This window comes from Leptospira sanjuanensis (assembly GCF_022267375.1).
Taxonomy (GTDB): Bacteria; Spirochaetota; Leptospiria; order Leptospirales; family Leptospiraceae; genus Leptospira; species Leptospira sanjuanensis.
Genome location: NZ_JAIZBH010000001.1, coordinates 1,938,927 through 1,956,427 on the forward strand (window position 1 = coordinate 1,938,927; position 17,501 = coordinate 1,956,427).

14 protein-coding genes are annotated in these 17,501 nt (G+C 45.8%); 10 read left to right on the top strand and 4 right to left on the bottom strand.

The window, feature by feature from the left end; translation table 11 throughout:
• Positions 1–2 precede the first annotated feature (2 nt).
• Together LFX17_RS08745 and LFX17_RS08750 are read right to left on the bottom strand one after the other, a co-directional pair.
• Positions 3–1,223: an aspartate aminotransferase family protein gene (locus LFX17_RS08745; protein WP_238746136.1), complete on the bottom strand. Its 1,221-nt coding sequence runs from the start codon at positions 1,221–1,223 to the stop codon at positions 3–5.
• The gene (locus LFX17_RS08750; RefSeq protein WP_238746138.1) at positions 1,220–2,983 is read right to left on the bottom strand and encodes a phospho-sugar mutase; all 1,764 of its coding nucleotides are present in this window, start codon (positions 2,981–2,983) and stop codon (positions 1,220–1,222) included. Before LFX17_RS08750 ends, LFX17_RS08745 begins: the two co-directional genes overlap by 4 nt.
• 97 nt (positions 2,984–3,080) lie before the next feature.
• On the opposite strand from LFX17_RS08750, the gene LFX17_RS08755 reads away from it, so the two are divergent.
• Positions 3,081–3,446 (top strand): hypothetical protein, encoded by a 366-nt coding sequence (locus LFX17_RS08755; protein ID WP_118956642.1) that lies wholly within the window; start codon positions 3,081–3,083, stop codon positions 3,444–3,446.
• Positions 3,446–4,561: a pyridoxal phosphate-dependent aminotransferase gene (locus LFX17_RS08760; RefSeq protein ID WP_238746140.1), complete on the top strand. Its 1,116-nt coding sequence runs from the start codon at positions 3,446–3,448 to the stop codon at positions 4,559–4,561. The genes LFX17_RS08755 and LFX17_RS08760 overlap by 1 nt, the downstream gene beginning before the upstream one ends.
• A 243-nt stretch (positions 4,562–4,804) precedes the next feature.
• On the opposite strand, the gene LFX17_RS08765 is transcribed toward LFX17_RS08760, so the two are convergent.
• Positions 4,805–5,848 (bottom strand): hypothetical protein, encoded by a 1,044-nt coding sequence (locus LFX17_RS08765; protein WP_238729915.1) that lies wholly within the window; start codon positions 5,846–5,848, stop codon positions 4,805–4,807.
• Positions 5,849–5,991: 143 nt separating this feature from the next.
• Between LFX17_RS08765 and rpmB the strand changes: the two genes are divergently transcribed.
• Genes rpmB through LFX17_RS08805 form a run of 8 tightly spaced genes read left to right on the top strand, consistent with a single transcriptional unit; the run spans position 5,992 to position 16,105 of the window.
• A complete protein-coding gene (gene rpmB, locus LFX17_RS08770; protein WP_238729916.1) occupies positions 5,992–6,276 on the top strand; it encodes a 50S ribosomal protein L28 in 285 nt (94 codons plus the stop codon).
• Positions 6,224–6,922 carry an endonuclease III gene (gene nth, locus LFX17_RS08775; protein ID WP_238746142.1) on the top strand — a complete coding sequence of 233 codons (699 nt, stop codon included), beginning with the start codon at positions 6,224–6,226 and terminating at the stop codon, positions 6,920–6,922. The genes rpmB and nth overlap by 53 nt, the downstream gene beginning before the upstream one ends.
• A 7-nt stretch (positions 6,923–6,929) precedes the next feature.
• Positions 6,930–7,352 carry an acyl-CoA thioesterase gene (locus LFX17_RS08780; protein WP_010574870.1) on the top strand — a complete coding sequence of 141 codons (423 nt, stop codon included), beginning with the start codon at positions 6,930–6,932 and terminating at the stop codon, positions 7,350–7,352.
• A gap of 7 nt (positions 7,353–7,359) precedes the next feature.
• Positions 7,360–7,824, top strand: coding sequence for a peptide chain release factor family protein (locus LFX17_RS08785; RefSeq protein WP_238746144.1), 465 nt, complete (start codon positions 7,360–7,362; stop codon positions 7,822–7,824).
• Between the two features lie 45 nt (positions 7,825–7,869).
• The gene (gene uvrC / locus LFX17_RS08790) at positions 7,870–9,699 is read left to right on the top strand and encodes an excinuclease ABC subunit UvrC (RefSeq protein WP_238731559.1); all 1,830 of its coding nucleotides are present in this window, start codon (positions 7,870–7,872) and stop codon (positions 9,697–9,699) included.
• 60 nt (positions 9,700–9,759) lie between these two features.
• Entirely contained in the window at positions 9,760–12,792 is a 3,033-nt protein-coding gene (locus tag LFX17_RS08795) for a lamin tail domain-containing protein (protein WP_238746146.1), read from the top strand.
• Positions 12,789–14,288 carry an LA_2168 family protein gene (locus LFX17_RS08800; protein ID WP_238746148.1) on the top strand — a complete coding sequence of 500 codons (1,500 nt, stop codon included), beginning with the start codon at positions 12,789–12,791 and terminating at the stop codon, positions 14,286–14,288. The genes LFX17_RS08795 and LFX17_RS08800 overlap by 4 nt, the downstream gene beginning before the upstream one ends.
• Positions 14,285–16,105: a phospholipase D-like domain-containing protein gene (locus LFX17_RS08805; RefSeq protein WP_238746150.1), complete on the top strand. Its 1,821-nt coding sequence runs from the start codon at positions 14,285–14,287 to the stop codon at positions 16,103–16,105. Before LFX17_RS08800 ends, LFX17_RS08805 begins: the two co-directional genes overlap by 4 nt.
• On the opposite strand, the gene LFX17_RS08810 is transcribed toward LFX17_RS08805, so the two are convergent.
• Entirely contained in the window at positions 16,102–17,424 is a 1,323-nt protein-coding gene (locus LFX17_RS08810) for an O-antigen ligase family protein (RefSeq protein ID WP_238746152.1), read from the bottom strand. The genes LFX17_RS08805 and LFX17_RS08810 overlap by 4 nt on opposite strands.
• Positions 17,425–17,501: the final 77 nt, after the last annotated feature.

Here is a 17,501-nt window from a genome sequence, read left to right on the forward strand (position 1 = left end):
TTTTAGTTTTGTTTGAGTACGGATTCGAAGATGTCCAATCCCTGATTTAAGAAATCGGAGGAGATCGTGAGAGGAGGCATGATCCGAATCACATTGTCCGCCGTCGCGTTCACCACGAGTCCTGCCGCGAGACAAGCTTCCGCGATCGGTCTGGAAGGAACTTTCAGCACGACTCCGATATGAAGACCCTTTCCTCTAACTTCGGAAATGACCGGATAACGTTCCTTCATGTCGTTCAATCTTGTAAACGCGATGTCCGAACAAAGATTCACATTGTTCAGGATTTCTCTGGTCTGGATGATGCGGATGGTTTCGTACGCGATCGCCGCCGCGAGGTGATTTCCTCCGAAAGTAGAACCGTGAGAACCTTGTGTGAACAGGTCTTGGTATTTTTCTCCTACGATCAAAGCTCCGATCGGAAAGCCAGATCCGAGTCCTTTGGCAAGAGTCATCGCGTCCGGTGAAAATCCCATCGTTTCAAAGGCGAATAACGTTCCGGTTCTTCCGATTCCGGTTTGGATTTCGTCGAAGATCAAAAGGGCGTCGTTTTCCGCGGTCAATTCGCGGGAAAGGGTTAAGAAGCTGTTGGAAAGGGGGATGATTCCGCTTTCGCCTAAGATCGGTTCTTCGATCAAGGCTACGATTCTTCCCTGATATCTTTCGAAGGCGGCGACGAGTGCTTCGTCGTTGTTCGGTTCAATGAACTCGATTCCTTTGAGAAGTTCTCCGTAACCCTTTCTGATTTTGTCCTGACCGGTTAAGCTCATCCCGGAAACGGATCTTCCGTGGAAACTTTTTTCCAGAGAAAGAATGATCGGGTCCACGATGCTTTTGGAAGTCGCGTATTTTCTAGCGAGTTTGAACGCGCCTTCGATCGCTTCGGTTCCGGAGTTGGTCAAAAACACTTTTCCGGGAAACGAATTGAGAATCAAAAGCTCCGCGAGTTTGGCCGCTTCTTCGGAGTAGAATAGATTCGAAGTGTGAAAGAGTTTGTCCGCTTGGGAACGAACGACTTCGATGATATCCGGATCGGCGTGGCCGAGATTGGTGACCGCGACCCCGCAGTGAAAGTCGATGTATTGTTTATTGTCAAAGTCGAATAGAAGTTCGTTGACCCCGTAACGGAACGCGACGTTGTAACGAGAGTATGTGCCCAGCAGATAATGATCCGCTAATTCTTTGGTGTGTTCAAAGAGTTCCTTGTGAATGTCCGTTTCGTTCATGAGAGTCCCGCCAATTTTAAAAATATTTCTTCGGAGGCTTTGATCTCGCCGAGCAGATCAGCCGTGAGAGTCCGAATCTCTCCTTGGTTTTTCGGAGCCTTCAGACTTTGAAAGGAGGAATAGATCTTGATCTTCGGTTCGGTTCCGGAAGGACGAATCGTGAGCTTTGCGTTTCCTTCCAAAACGACTTGGATCACGTCGGAAGAAGGACAACCCGCGAATGCCGATTTGGAAGCGTTTCCTTTTGCGGTCTGGGTTTTGTAATCCAGAACGCCCACGATCTTTCTCTGATGGATTTGTTTTCCCAAAAGATCCACGGTTCGCAGAGATTCCAAGGATTTGCGGATCTTTTCTTTACCGGCGCTTCCTTCGAGTGTGAGAGATTTAAGGCTTTCCTGAAAGAGGCCGTATTTTAGATAGATCTCGTCCATGTATTGCAGAAGGTCTTTTTTTTCGGTAAGAATTTCCAACAGGAGAAGGGCGGACGATAACGAATCCTTATCTCTCACGAAAGAAACAGGGAGATATCCGAAGGATTCTTCCCCGCCGAACAAAAAGAAATCGGTTTTGCTTTTGTCGATCTTTGCCATCACCTGCGCGATGAACTTGAATCCGGTTAATACGTTTTTGTATTTTACCTTGTTTTTCTTAGCGATGTTTTCTTGAAGATCCGTAGTTACGATGGTTTTGATCAATACTGCCTTTTTCTTTTTTTTGCCGGAGGCGTACGCTTCACAAAGATACGCGGCCATGATCGAGCCGATTTGATTTCCGTTTAATAAGACGTATTCTCCCTTGGAGTTTTTCACTCCGATTCCGAGTCGGTCCGCATCCGGGTCGGTTGCGATGAACGCGTGCGCGCCCTTTGCGATCGCGAACTTCTTGGAAAGTTCCATGGCCTCCGGTTCTTCGGGGTTCGGATATTTTACGGTGGGGAATTCTCCGTTCGGATCTTTTTGTTCGGGAACTAAGAATACGTTTTTGTATCCGAAACCGTTTAAGAGTTCCTTCATCGCTTTCCCGCCCGTTCCGTGTAACGGGGAATAAACGACCTTCAGTGCGGCACGGTCTTTCGGTTTTAGGGAAGAGGAAAGGATTCCCGCTTTGGAAAGTTCCTTTTTGTAGGAAGCGAAACAGTCCTTGCCCGCGGGTTTTACCATCTTCTTATACAAAGGATCTTTCGGAGAAAGAATCGAAATCGAATTCCAATCGTGGATCGACTCGATTTTAGAAATGATCTTTTTATCATCCGGAGGTACGAGTTGTCCTCCGTCCGCGAGATAGGCTTTGAACCCGTTGTAATCGGGCGGATTGTGGGAAGCGGTGATTACGACTCCGCCCGTGGCCTTGTAATAACGGATCGCATACGAAAGAAGCGGGGTCGGAGTCACCTCGTTAAAAAGAATCACCTTCACTCCGAGAGAAGCGGCGATGCCCGCGGTGACTTCCGCAAATTCTTTGGATCTTCTTCTCGAATCGTACGCGATTACGATGGAAGCCTTCTTCGTTTTTTTAGAAAGATAACCTACGAAACCGAGAGCCGCCCGGCCCACGGTGAACTCGTTCATTCTTCCGATTCCGTTTCCGAGTCTTCCGCGCATGCCTCCCGTTCCGAATTCGAGAGGAACGGAAAAGGCTTCTACGTCGGGACCGGATTCTCCATTGGAGAATTTTTCCAGAGCGCGGGTCGCTTCGGTTCGAACTCCGCTCGGGAAGGGATCTTGTGTCCAGGAATGAATGAGGGATTCGGGATGATTCATAGTATTTGCGGATTTCCGATATTTTTTTAAGAGGATTAAATTCATAAAAATCGCCTTTCCCTGAGGTTCAACCCTAATTTTAGCCGATTCTAAAAGTATGGAATCTTACGAATTCAATCAGGACGAAAACAGAGAATTCATCGGTTTGAGCCGCGTTTTAAAACTTGCCTCTTTCTCTTTTTTCTGTCTTTCGGGTGTGTCCTTCTTTTCCGCGTTCGTATCGAACGAAACGGGGAAACTCGTTTTGTTTCTCGTGCCTGGAATTCTTTTTTTATTGGCCGGGCTTTGGAGTTACAGCGCGGCGATTTCTTTCAAACGGATTACGGATACGAAGGGAGAGGATTTGGACTTCCTACGGATCGGTCTTCGTAGTTTACGAATTCATTTTTGGATTCAGATTTCTTTCGGATTTCTTGCAATTCTGTTTCTTTTAAGCGGAGCCATTCTTACCCTTGTTTCTTGATGCAACCCGGAGAATTCTGGATCGAGGAACGACTCGAGAAATATAGAAAAACCGCGCCCTGCAATCTGGGAGAAAGCGGGGTTCGCAATCGAACCCTCGGAGAACTTCTTTCCGTTCTAGAACTTTCTCCCGAAGTTTTGAATTCGATTTCTTTGGAAGACGCTCCCAACCGAGGTGATCTTACTCTTCGGGAAGAAATCGCGAAGTTGTATCCCGGTTTGCACGCGGATCAGATTTTGGTCACGACCGGAACCGGAGAAGCGCTGTACATTCTCTTTCATCTTCTTTGCAAAAAAGGTTCGGTCGTTTCGTATCTCGATCCCGCTTTTCAAGCGTTATACGAAATTCCTAAGATGATCGGAGCCGTTTTGGAACCGGTTTCTCTTTTGGAAACGATGGATCAAAATCCCGATTCTTCTCTGCCCGAATTTTGCGTTTGGGAATTGTTCGCGAGAGGGAAGAATCTCGTCATCTTCAATCATCCCCACAATCCGTCCGGTTTCTCTTTACGTGCGGCTGAAATCGAACGACTTCGGGAATTCGCGTCCGAACACAAAGGCTGGGTTTTGTTCGACGAACACTATCGGTTTTTGGATTTTCAAAACGATCTTTCTTGGACGGGCGCGGGTTTGAACGAAAGAACGGTAAGTACAGGTTCGATCACGAAGTGTTTCGGTGTGATGGGACTTCGAATCGGTTGGATGACCGGGCCGGTCGAATTGATCGAACGGGCGCGTTCGTTTAAGGATTATCTAACGCATACGGTTTCTCCGATTTCCGAATTTTTAACGCTTCAAATTTTGAAGAATCGGGAACGATTGATCGCTCCGATTAAAACATCCATTTTGCGGAATATTCAAAATTTCGAAAGCGTTTGGCGCGGTCTCCCCGGATTGGAATCCTTTGTGCCTCCCGGAGGCGGAGTGGTTTCCTTCGTGAAGCTAAAGAAAGGAATCGATTCGTCGAAGTACGCGGATGCGCTGATTTCCCAGTGCGGAGTTTTTGTTTTGCCGGGACGGGATTTTGAATGCGAAGGTTGGATTCGGATCGGTTTTGGGGAGACGAACGATCGATTTCTTGCCGGAATCGAGCGCTGGAAGAATTTACAACTCTGAAATCGAAATCTTGTCGGAACATTGATAAAAAAGAATTCATTAGTCCATGCGGATTTTTGAATGTTCCGACAGGATTTTCGAAAAAAGCTTGTCGGAATTGAAACGTTTCTGCGGGGGCAGAGAGAGTAGCCGAATTCGGCAAAACCGATCGAAAGATAGAGATCGGAATTATCGATCAAGGAAAGGATCTGAAAAATCTAAAAAATCGTACTCGTCTAAAAATTGAAAAAACGAGGCAAACTCCTAAAACCCTTTCAACCAACGATTGGCAAACACCATTGGATGGACGGTTAAGATCGCTCGTTGGAAAAAACGGGCCTGTAAAATGTCGCTCTTCAAATGAAACTTTTTTCCGCCGACTTGCAAGAACTCGGAATCATAGGATTCTTGGGTTTCGCTTTCGATTTTAAAACGGATTTCTTGATTCAAGATTTTGAAAATTTGTTCTTTGGCTGAACTTCTCCACTGAAATTCCTGAGGAAACAGATTGCGTTCCTTCAACCAAAGAGGAAGATTCTTCCTTTCTAATTTAGAAGGAAAGAATGTTCCTAAGTAATACGATTCCGGATTTGCCAAATCCACACTCTTGTCAGACGATTCCCGCAAATAACCGAGTGCGTAGAGATCGCAAAACGCAAGTTCGGGAGAATAGGATTCGTCATAGAATTCCTGTTTGGAAAACGAGGAAACGCGTGCGGCTACAAAGCGCAGTTTGATCCTCTTCGAAGTTCCGAACGGAATCCAAGAAACCGGCAAAGAAGATTTCCATTCTTCCCAAGGATAGAATTCTTCCCAGAGAACGAGCGAATGCAAAAATAAATGATACGGTTTCGGCGAAGCCGCGCTCATGAGATCGGGAGAATTCTGAACCTCGGAAAATTCGGATTCCGCTTTGGCAAAAAATTTCTTCCAGGGTTTTTCGTGAAGGGAAAGCAGGGATTTGTGCAAGAGCTTCCAAATTCTATACTTGGTTTGTTCCGGAAAACTCGAATGAAGTTTTTGTTTCATCCGAACCTTTTGTTTTCCACCGGCAAACGCGCTCGTCTCCACTTCCATCAGGTCCGCAAACCGGGGAGGAACTCCGTTTTCCAAAGGAAGATTGGTTTCGTAGAGAAGATGTTGGACCTGTCTTGGATCCACGATCTGTTCTTTGGTGAATTCTTCGTGAAGAATCGGCTGTAGTCGTCTTTCGATTCGGATTCGTTTGCTTTGAAAGAACGGAAGAATGTTTACCTTCCAAATTCGATCCAAGCGAAGCTGAAGGTTTGTAAAAAAGGTTCTAAACATCGGCGAAGTTTGAGGGTTATTTTTTTGCCTCCGGGAAGATTCTCCACTGAAAAAAGAAAAAAGTCTTCCAAAATCCGTCCTAAACGCCAGAAATTCGGCGGAAAGGTTGACAGGGAAAGGCGTCGATTGATCCTGTCCTTACTATGGCCAGAAGATGTGAAGTAACCGGGAAGGGCACTGTAGCAGGAAACAACGTTTCCCATTCCCACATTAAGACAAGAAGAACCTGGAAGGTGAATCTTATCAAAAAAAGAATCTTTTTGGAAGATGAAAATCGTTGGGTTACGGTTCGTCTTTCTACCAGAGCTCTTCGTACTCTGAGAAAAAAAGGAATTAAGGCCGCCATCAAAGATAACGGCGGATCCTTGGGCGTTCTTGCTCCAAAAAAATACGCGGGAATCGAAAAGTCGGCTCCAAAAAAAGCCTGATTCTGCGTTTCTAAAGTGGTTTTCCCGAATCTTTTCTCTTCTTAGAAAAGAATTCGGGGAGGTCGCAACTCCTCTTCATTTTCAAAAAGACTACGAACTCGCGATTGCCGTGATTCTCAGTGCACAATGCACGGACGAACGGGTCAATCAAGTCACCCCAGCTCTTTTTAAAGCCTTTCCCAGTTTAGAATCCTTTGCAAACGCCGATCTGAAAGAGATCGAAACGTTGATCTTTTCCACGGGCTTTTACCGCAATAAAGCGAAGTCGATTCAAGGTTTCGCCAAGAAATTGTTAAACGACTTCGACGGTAAAATTCCGAATACGATCGCGGAGCTGATTACGCTTCCGGGGTTTGGACGAAAAACGGCGAACGTAGTTTTGTCGGAAGTGCACGGTCGTGTGGAAGGAATCGTAGTCGATACGCACGTAAATCGGATTTCGAAAGTGTTGGGTCTGACAACGAAGACCGATCCGGTTCAAGTGGAGAAGGATCTGATGGCTCTTCTTCCCGAAAAGTATTGGAGGGATATTTCCTTATATCTCATCTTTTTGGGTAGAAAAAGCTGTAAGGCTCATCGAAGATTCTGCGAAGATTGTATCTTAAAAAAAGATTGTCCCTCGTCCTCAGTCGTAAACGGAGCTTAGAAATAATATGGAAGTATTTATCGATCAAAAATTGGAAGGAATGGAACTCGCGACGCAACATATCGTGATGTCGAGGGATCTCAATCAGCACGGATTTCTTTTCGGAGGTCAGATGCTCGCGTGGATCGACGAAGGATGCGCGATGTATGTGATGGAAAAGATCCGCTATTCCAATATCGTCACCGTGAGCATGGCGGATGTCGTATTTAAAAGTCCGGGACTCCTCGGGGATATCATCCAGATTTTTTCCAAGATCGACAAAATCGGAAATAGTTCGATCACGATCCGCAACACATCCATCGGAAAAAGTCAGAGCCGAAAGGAACTCAAAGAAATCATCGATTGCAAGATCACGTATGTTTGTCTGGACGAAAACGGAAGACCGTTTCCGTATTTCCGCGATCATTTCGAACTTCAGGATCTAAAGTAGGTTCGTCATGGCTTCTCGTTTTCCCGTTTCGGTGGAAAAAGAATCCAAATTGCTGGAACTGATGGAAGTTCTTCAGATCAGGGAAACCGATCTTGAGGAAAGTTTTACGAGGAGCGGAGGCAAGGGGGGTCAGAACGTAAATAAGGTTTCGACTGCCGTTCACTTGAGACACAAACCGACCGGAATCGAAATCAAATGTTCTCTCTACAGAACACAGGGACTCAACCGTTATAAAGCAAGAGCCATTCTCTGCGAAAAGATCCAGGAACAGAATCGTAAAACGCAAGGTGTCGTCAGCGACGAACAAAAAAAAACGATTCGAAACAAACAGAAGGACGCAAAACGAAAGAAGAAAAAGTATTCAAGAAAGAGTCAAAATTCTTCTTCCATTTCCATCGAACCGGAGGAGAATTTCGAGGAAGAATTGGATGATTCCGAAATTCCTGTTGAAGGATCAAACTCGAATCCATAAACTCCATCGGACTGAAGTCTAAAGAAAGAAGAACGTTATCCTTTTATGCCTGAAATTCTCAATCATACGCTCATTCTGGAAAAAATCAAAAACCTCGGCGCTTCTCCGGGTTGTTATTTGTGGAAATCCCGAAAAGGCGAGGTTTTATACGTAGGCAAAGCGAAAAATCTAGACAAACGCATCCGCAATTATCTCAAAGAAAAACATCCCGATATCAAAACCCGCGCTCTGCAAAGGGAAATCTTCGACTTGGATTGGATCGCAACCGGGACCGAAAAGGAAGCGCTGATCTTAGAAGCGACTCTCATCAAAAAACACAATCCTCGTTTTAACGTCCGTCTCAAAGACGACAAAAAGTATCCGTATATCTGCGTTTCCCTCTCCGAACCGTATCCGATGGTTTATATCACGAGAAAGCTCAAGGACAACGGGGATCGTTATTTCGGTCCTTATTCGGATGTACGATCCACTCGGGAAACGTTAGACATCATCTTGAGAATTTTTCCGGTCCGTAAAACGAGACAGATTCTTCCTTTACCCAAACCCAGAAGACCGTGTTTGAACTTCGATATGGGCCGTTGTCTCGGGCCTTGTCAAGGAACGATTCCGGTAGAAGATTATAAAGTCGTAATTGACCAAGTGATTCAATTCTTGGAGGGAAAAAAGGAATCCCTCGCGGGAGATCTGAGCGTCAAGATGTCCGCGGCTTCCGATCGGATGGATTTCGAAAAGGCCGCTCGTTATCGCGACATGCTACAAAGGATCAATAACTTCCGGGAAAAACAAACCGTCGTCAGCACGGAAGGCGGAGACGAGGACGTGATCGGTTTTGCGAGAAAACAGGACGAGGGCCAGGTGATTCTTTTGGAAGTGCGGGGAGGAAGACTTGAAACCAAAAAGTCGTTTCCGATCCAGGGTGTGCAGGATGCGGAAGATTCCGAAATCATCGGTGCGTTCTTCCGCGATTATTATTTGAACGCGGCTTTGGTTCCGCCTTCGATTTTTATTCCTACGGATATCAAAGAAGAAGTTTCGGCTGTCATCGATGTTCTTCAGGAAAAAACCGGATTTAGACCCAAGCTCAAATCTCCCCGCAGCGGAGACAAACGATCTCTCTTAAAGATCGCCGAGAAAAACGCGGAACTCAGTCTCACGGAAAGAATGCTCGCGACTCATTACAGGGACCAAAGCGCGGCCTTAAAGGAAATCCAAGAGATGTTTTCCCTCGAACGTCCGCCTCATATCATCGAATGTTATGACATCAGTCACTTCCAAGGTTCTCAGCCGGTTGCGAGCGGAGTTATGTTTGTGGAAGGAAAACCCTTCAAACAAGGATACAGAAAGTATAATATGCGCGGCTACGAAGGGATCAACGATCCCGGGATGATCCACGAGGTGATTTCCAGGCGCTTACAAAGAATCATCAACGAAGAAGGAGTGTTTCCGGATTTGATGGTGATCGACGGAGGTCCCACCCAGTTGACCAAGGCCTGTGAAGCAGCTGTCGAAGCCGGTGCGGAAGGAATCCCGATGGTCGGTCTCGCCAAAAAGCGGGAGGAAATCTATTTCCCGGGCGACAACGAACCCTTTATCTTCGATATGAATTCTCCCGGTATGAAACTCTTGCGCCATCTTCGGGACGAAGCGCACCGTTTCGGAGTCACACATCACCGATCCCGGAGAAACAAGGAAACGATGCGAGCGCTCATTCAAGACGTTCCGGATATCGGATTCAAACGAAGCAAGCTGCTTCTTCAGCATTTTTCGGGTGAGAAAAAAATCGAGGACGCGACCAAAGAAGAACTTCTCGCGGTGCCCGGAATCGGCGAAAATCTCGCCGAAAAAATTCTAAAACAACTCCAAAAAAAAGAATAAAAATCCCGCCGACCCAGCACGGAAGAAACGTTCCCGGAAACCGTACCGAGCGGAGGGAACATGAAATTCAAATCCGTATTCGTATCGATTCTTTGTTTTGGCGCCTTCGAGTTTTGTCACGGAAAGGGAAAGGACGCCTGGATCGTCCCGATTCTTCGTCCCGGAGAATGGAAACTTTTCTACGAACCCGAAAACACGATTTCCAGCAAGATTCCGCGGGAGATTTCCAAACAATGGAGGCATCCGTCCGTTCGAATCCAAAAGGTTCCGGGGATTGTCTGCTTGTTCAGCGGAACCGTCTCCGTGTACGGAGTCAGCGTCTGTTTTCCCGATCCGCAAGGAAACATAGAATTAGAATTTCAAAATATTCTGAAATTCTGGAATACTCATTTCGATTCCAGGACGGAACAGACGGTTTTCGATTTCTCGGAGAAGGGGCAGGCGAAAGTCAGCGTTCGTCTCAACCGGGATCTTCTGGAGGAAATCACGGAAGACTGGATGATTCTTTCCGGTTTTCAATGGATCGATCGGGAGTTAAAAAAACGTAAATTTCCGAAATCGAACTGGGTGAGCGTCTTTTCGGAAGATTCGATCGCGAGACCGCATACTCCGAATCTAATTTCTGGTTTCAGCGTTTGGGCCGGTCAGGAAAAAATCAGAATTCTCTTTTCTGCCGAGAACTTTACGGATTCTGCAAATACGTTGGTGATCGAAATTCCCGGGAACACATCGATTCTTTCCGAATTCCTTTCGGAAATTGCAAGCTCCAACCGGGAAATGGTTCTTCGATGCAAAGAGAAACTTCCGGTTTTGAGCGAGGTTTTCGGAGGAACCGAATCCTCTCTGGGAAGGTTTTTGGAATTTGCGAATTCGGAAAACGAACCGATTTGTTTTCGCGATCTCACGATCGAAACGAGTTCTAAGAAAAATCCGATTCTTTCCGGTCCTTCTTTTTTGATTCCGAACGAAACGCTGTTGTTCACGGAAACCGGAAGTAATCTTCCCGGATTGGAACTTGTTTCCTTTCCTTGGAGCGACCTCAAGAAGAACGGAAATTGGAGTCTACAAAGCGGGAATTTATCCGATGTTTTCGAAAATCCCGAACGAACCTTTTTAGAAGGCGGTAGGTATTATTCTTCTAAACGAAACTTCTATTCCCTTTGTGAAAATTTTTTCCAATCGAATCAATGGGAACGATATTGCATGAGTCCGGGTTTTGAAAATCCGGGATCATTCAACGAACCGGAAGTTGCGGGAAACGAAATTCCGTTTTGCGATGCGGCTTCGTTTCAAATCGAAGAAGCGAATTGGACCGGGGTTTTTACGGGTGGAACGGTCGATTCCAACCAGAAGTTTCTGGATTTAGAATATTCAGGTAATCGAATTTGCAATCCGAACGGTCTTTCGGTCGAATCGGACGGAAGAGAAATTCCGATTTGGATCGATTCACGTTCTATAAAACCCGGAGAAATTCTTACGATAGGAAATCGGGATTTTATGAAAGGGGAAGTTCTTCTTTCCTCTTCGGTTTTGAAAGAGTTTGAATTCGGGTTTGAACTGCTGTTGAAAGACCGAAAGAATCGAACGAATCGGATTCTTTCCGAAACTTCTTTCCAAACTCCGGTCTTGAAACGAACGGACGGAACGATCGTTTCTCTTTTGTACCGAAACGGTATATGGATTCCTCATCCGAAAACGAACTCACAAACTCTGAATTCGCAAATTCAAAATTCTCATTTCATGAATCCCGGAATCAAAACGGATCCGCTCGATATGACTCCACCGAATCAGGCGGTTGTTTCGGAAATTTCCTGGATGGGTTCGTATGACGGCACGACTTCCGTAAGTGCGGATCGTTTTATCGAGGTCGATTCGGATACGAACGTTTCCAAGGTGTTGGAAGTTGAATCCGGAACCAAGAATTATCGCTTCTTAGTAGAGTTGGTTCCGGGTAAGAATGTTTTTTCCATCGGTCGACTCGTTTGTTTTCCCGATGTTTCCGTTTGGATCGTGCCCGAGTTGAATTTAGCAAACACCGGTCGTGTGCGGCTTCTTTCCTTGGATGCGACTGTTTCCAGTGATTGGATCGAATGGGACTCGCTGGGAAAAATGGGGATTCATTCTTCTTCGCAGAAATTGAGACGATCCGCATCCCTTTTTCGAACAATTTCCGGGAAAGAAGTTTGGAAGAATAGCGCTCTTACCGTTCTGAGTTCGAGAAAAGCCGGCTGTTCCGGAACGGAGGCAAGTCCGGGTTTGGAGAATCGAACGTTTCCTTTTTTCCAAAGAGAAGATTTCGCAACTGATAATTTCTTTTTAAATCCTTGGATCAGTTGGAATCCAGGAGCCGCCGGGCTTATTTCGGGAGAATTCGATTGGATAACGATTCAACCGAGCGCGGGAGCTCGTGTTGCAGCTTCGGAGTTTCTGCGGTTTTGGAGAGATCTTCGGGAAAACGGATTGGGCTCCTTAGCGGTAAATTATGAAACTCTAAATTACTTGGTTTCGGCGGGTGCGGAGAGTCTGATTTTGATTCCCGGTTCTTCAGGCGTTTTGATTTCTACGGTCTATCCGAATCCGACCGTTTCCTCCAACGAGTGGTTTTCGATCTGCAATCAGGGAGCTGAATCGGTCGACATCCGTAGTTTGGAAATTCGGGACAGTTCCGCTTCCGATCGTCTGGTAGAATATTCGTTTCGATTCGGATCGACTCTTCCCGCCGGTTGGAATGAGTTTAACCCGAACACAACGGGTTGGAGTTTCGGCGATCGGTTTTTGCATCCGGGAGAATGCGGATACGTTCTTTCTCCGAATTTTAAGAACGAGTCGATCCCGTTTCACTCCGAAACCTTCCGAAAGATTTTTACGATCGATAAAACGACTACGATCGGAAACGGAATCGGCAAAAACGAAGGATTGGATCTTTTCCAAGACGTTTCCGGAAAATCGGTTCACATTCACAGCTACGGAAATCAATTTTCTCCGCTTCCGTTTTCCATCGATGCGAATGCGAACGATTTGATTCTTTTGAAGACCGGACGGACCGGGGATTCCGCATCCGATTACGAAATCAAAAAGAAGGAATCCTTATGATACGTAGTTTCGTATATTCTTTCCTTCTAATGTGTTTTCCTTTATTCGCGGCCGATCAAACTTCCGGATGGACCTCTTTAGGCTGGATGGGCTGGGGATTGGGGGCGAGTCAAAAAGCGGAAATCGAATTCGGGAACGATGGCAAGGATGGAGAACGGAAAGAATATCAAGAAATCCGAATGAATTCTTCTTTGTTTCATGCGGGTGTGGATCGTCGGATGGAATCGGAACGGATCGACTGGAAAATTCAGGCGGATTTAACGGTTTCTAGCGAATCAAAACTGAACTTCTTCGCGGGGAAGAATCTTTATGTTTCTTTAAAACGTCAGAATGTTTCTCTGTTGCTGGGAAGGGTTCAAGAGGATAGGAAACAATCGTCCGCGTTCGGCGATTGGTCGGACGGAACGGATGGGGTTACGGTTCGAGCCGATTTTCAAGAGCGAGGCAGACTTCGTTTCGACGGTTTCGATTTTTATTCCGGCTATCGATTGTTGGAAAAGGACGGATGGAAGGATTCGATTCTCGATACGAAAGGATCGAAGTTCGGCGTCGATCGGAATGCCGAAACAAATACAAATGAAAATTCATCCGGCGCTCTACAAGGAAAAAGCACAACAAACGGTTCTTCTTCAAACGCCGGTTCGCATTCCGGTGGATTCAGAAATCGTTATAGAGGCGGGGTCGGGTATCAAATCGATGTTCCGTTTGGGGAAATCGGTTTGGCGTATCAATATCTCAATCTTCAAAATTGGGGAAGGTTTGCGAACGATTTGGATGCGGAGAATCGAAACGTTTCTTCCGGCGACCGCGATTATTTAACTCATACCGCGATCGAATGGAAAGGTCAATATGTTTGGTTTCGATGGTTCCTTTCCGGTGTTTTGGCGCGGGGTCAGGATAAGACCGGCTGGAATCGGATTCGAAATGCGGCTGCGATTCCGATTACGGGAGAAGCTTTCTTTGCGTCCTTGGGAGGAGAATGGAAGCCTTGGAAGTTCGAAATTTTCGGGTTTCTTCCCGATCGGGACAAACGACAGGAGAACGGAGAAATTTTGGAACTCGGTTTTATCGGAATGGGTTCTTCGCCTTCCGCCGTGTTTACCACCGTTCAAAGTTTGGATTTTTATCCGTCCGCGTGGATTACGGAACGGGGTTTGGAAAAACAATTCACGATTCAAAGCGGAAAACGTCAGTCGGCCTGGACGGGAGTTCGATTGGAATATCAGGAATCCTGCATTCGATTTCGATTCTATGCAGCCTCTTATTTTTTCCTGACCGAAGACAAAGGAAATTCGGGGGCTCTTACGATCTCTCGGGATTCTTTTCAGAAGAAGTATTTACGCGAGGCTTTGATTCAAACGATGTTTTATTTTCCTTCGGAGAATTGGCGGTTTGTATTCAGTTTTTTGAATCTATCCTTGGGCGGCTCCTGGAGCGATCCCGATTCCGCAAAAAAAGAAATCTTCTTTCAGGTCAGTTCGGGAGTCATTCTATGAGACAGTCGTTTGTTTCGTGGTCCTTGCTTCTGGTTTTTTCTTGCGCCAATGACGCTGATTCAAAATTGTTTTGGATGGATTGGAGCCTACCTCGCAAGATTCAAAGTTTCTTTTCCTTTCCGGGAAGATATACTCCTTTGTCTCAAAAGAGAAACGTTCGAGACTCGATTTTAAAACGAATCGAAACCGCGGAGGTTTCGATCGATCTCTGGATTTACTCGTTCGACGATCCGGAGATTCTGGCCGCGCTCCAAAGAGCCGCAAAAAGAGGAATCACCATTTCCATCGTCGCGGATCCGGATAAGGATTATCCGCAGGAGTTGGTTCGATTGGGGTTGTTCCGAAGATGGGAGCGGTCCGGTTTACAACATTCTAAAATACTCATCGTCGATCGGAAGACTGTCTTTTTGGGTTCCGGAAATTTTACCTGGTATGGATTGGAAAACGATCTGAACGGATATGTGAGCTTTGATCTTTTTGAAACGGAGCGGGAATCCTTTTACTCCTTTCTGGAAGAAGATCCGGGAATCGACGTTCTTGAAATCCCTCCGTTTCAATTTTATATTTCGCCCGAAAAAGGAAGATTGATTCAAAATCTGATCTTACGGGACGTCGATTCTTCGAAAGAATCGGTTCGATATCTGATCTTTGATCATTTTGATTCCGTTTTGACGTCCCGTCTCGCGTATGCAAATCGAAGAGGTGTCTCCGTCCAAGGAGTTTACGATTCTCCCGTGGATGAGGAAGGAAAATTTCTGGCAAACGCGTTCGATCGCACGGATTCGAAAATTTTCGGAGACGGAAACGAGGAAACGATTTCCGGCGATTCGTTCGGGAAGGGCGGACTTTTGCATCACAAGACGATGTTGATCGACGGTAAAATTCTCCTTTCGGGTTCCTATAATTTTTCGGTCAGCGCCAGAGATAGCAATCGGGAAATCCTTTTTCGAACGACCGATGCGTCTTTGGTGGAAGCGTATTCTCGGGAATGGGACCGCGTTGCGGCGAGCGCAATTCGATTTCAACCCACGGTTACATTCGATTTTTTGAATGCGCCGAGTTCATTGGCATCCACGTCCGATGCCGGATCGGATTCGTTTTCGTTCGGATTTCCAGAGAACGCAATTCCGATCGGATTCGAACAAACCCTTTGTCGATCGAATGCTTTCTCCGAGGAATCTGTCTTTTTTGAATCGGGCGCGGGATTCTTTAGAATGATTTTAGAATATTCTTATGATCCCGGAGAAACATGCAAAGTTGTTTCGGATTTTTCCGCAGCTTCCAGCGGATTTACCGGAAAAAGAACGAATCATCCAGTGAAAACGAGAAACTTTCGGAAAAATTCCTCCTTGCGTACTAAAAAAGGAAACACGCTTTTAACGACGGAAAAGGAGGATTCTCTCTCGCGTTTCGAATCGAAACCGACGTTTTTGTTTGTGCCGAAGTATTTCTCAACTGTAACTGGAAATTTGTTTTTACCCGATGAACCGTTGCGAAGCGGGAAGTTCCCGAATCTCCGAGCGGTTTTATTGTATCAAAGAGGAAACGGTCCCGTTGAAATTTCTTGGACGGCGGCGGGAAATATCCTTTCGGCGATCCCGCATCAAGCCGAAGGAATGTTGTTTTTGGAATACGACAACGCCTTTCTCGGCTTTTGCTTTCATGAATATTCTAAAAAAGGAATGGAATATTCCGAATTGATTCCGGAAATGCTTTCGTATCGAGAAAGCGTTTTAAAACCGAATCTTCGTTTTTCATTCGAAGCGGATGCGATGGAAAATCGAAGGAATTGGGGAACGTATTGCTATCGTTATTAAGCGACATCGGTCGTCTTGTCGGATTCTTCTTTGGAAAATCGGAGGAACAGTCCGCATAAGATCCAGAATAGAATTACGACTTCGTCGTCTTGAAAGTAACACTGAAAGAGTCCGGAAAAGAAAAATCCGGATAACCCGAAAAAATACAAGATTTGCTCGTAGGGAAGTCGACTGACGATCAACTTGTGATATAAGGAAGTTCCTAAGAAAACGAATAGAAAGATTGCGGGAAGGCCGAACACGGCAAAGAGGTGAAAGTAATCGTTGTGCGCATGTCCTCTTTGTGTTGTTTCGTAAAAGTAATAGAGTTCTCTATATCGTTCGGAATGTTCCGCTCTCGATTTTTCGATCTCCCGGTTGTAATTTCCGGGGCCGACGCCGACGAGAGGATTTTTTTCAATCAAAGGGAAGGTTGAATCCCATATAAAGGTTCTTCCCGAATCGGTATGTTTCTCCTTTCCGAACAAAGGATCCGTGATCTTCTGACCCGCCTGCGTAAACGAAAGTCCGATCCCTAATAGGAGAAGCAACGAGAGTGTTCCCGCAGTAAAGACCAGAATCTTGGACGTCGGCAATTCCTTGCGGATGATCCCCAGAACGAGAAAGGCCGTAAGCGACGAAAAAATCGCGCCTAACAGAGAAGAACGGGCGTTGTTTAAAAAGACGACATACAAAAAAACGAATAGAATCAGTCCCTGCAATGCCGCCTTTTTGTAATTCTTTTCGAAAAAGGTTTTTAAAAAGAGAAAGACAGGAACGGGAAAAAAGAACTGGAGCAAACCGCCGAACGTAAGATGGGTATTCATCAAACCGATCGGAAGAAACAAAGAGATTCCTCCGAGGTGTCCCATGGGGTGTGTGAACTTCCAATTTGCAGATTCTCTATAAAGATCGCTGATCAATCGGGAAAGTCGAATCGGGGAAAAACTGGAAACGAATCCGGTTACCAGTAAAACCCAAAAGAGAATGTTGAGTGTTTTGAGAATGCGGGGGAATTCTTCTTTCTTTAAATTCCACGCGAGAATCAAACCGATAAAAAGAAAAATATCTTTGAGTTCGGCGTTAAACGCGGTTTTGGCGTATGCTCTGAACGATTGCTCCGAAAAGGCGTGAATCGCAAAGTCGGTAAGATACCATCCGAAAAAGAAAAGGCAGACAAGTATGACGGGCTCCTTCCAAAAGCCGGGTGTTTTCGCAGAAAACAAGGACGTCAAAAAGGCGAGCACCAAAAATCCCTGACTGAGGGACACGGACAGACCGATTGTTACAATGCTTGCGCAGAATAAAAAAAGAGTGATTTTTCTAAGACGTTCGGGCATCTTCTCTAATCGATTGAAAGCCAGATTCTGTGAAACCTGGGAATTGTAAATTCGATATTTACTTCAGTCCGATCGAA

Coding starts and splice junctions, on each gene's coding strand:
- LFX17_RS08745 (WP_238746136.1), bottom strand. CDS start 1,223: ATGAACGAAACGGACATTCACAAGGAACTCTTTGAACACACCAAAGAA.
- LFX17_RS08750 (WP_238746138.1), bottom strand. CDS start 2,983: ATGAATCATCCCGAATCCCTCATTCATTCCTGGACACAAGATCCCTTC.
- LFX17_RS08755 (WP_118956642.1), top strand. CDS start 3,081: ATGGAATCTTACGAATTCAATCAGGACGAAAACAGAGAATTCATCGGT.
- LFX17_RS08760 (WP_238746140.1), top strand. CDS start 3,446: ATGCAACCCGGAGAATTCTGGATCGAGGAACGACTCGAGAAATATAGA.
- LFX17_RS08765 (WP_238729915.1), bottom strand. CDS start 5,848: ATGTTTAGAACCTTTTTTACAAACCTTCAGCTTCGCTTGGATCGAATT.
- rpmB (WP_238729916.1), top strand. CDS start 5,992: ATGGCCAGAAGATGTGAAGTAACCGGGAAGGGCACTGTAGCAGGAAAC.
- LFX17_RS08780 (WP_010574870.1), top strand. CDS start 6,930: ATGGAAGTATTTATCGATCAAAAATTGGAAGGAATGGAACTCGCGACG.
- LFX17_RS08785 (WP_238746144.1), top strand. CDS start 7,360: ATGGCTTCTCGTTTTCCCGTTTCGGTGGAAAAAGAATCCAAATTGCTG.
- uvrC (WP_238731559.1), top strand. CDS start 7,870: ATGCCTGAAATTCTCAATCATACGCTCATTCTGGAAAAAATCAAAAAC.
- LFX17_RS08795 (WP_238746146.1), top strand. CDS start 9,760: ATGAAATTCAAATCCGTATTCGTATCGATTCTTTGTTTTGGCGCCTTC.
- LFX17_RS08800 (WP_238746148.1), top strand. CDS start 12,789: ATGATACGTAGTTTCGTATATTCTTTCCTTCTAATGTGTTTTCCTTTA.
- LFX17_RS08805 (WP_238746150.1), top strand. CDS start 14,285: ATGAGACAGTCGTTTGTTTCGTGGTCCTTGCTTCTGGTTTTTTCTTGC.
- LFX17_RS08810 (WP_238746152.1), bottom strand. CDS start 17,424: ATGCCCGAACGTCTTAGAAAAATCACTCTTTTTTTATTCTGCGCAAGC.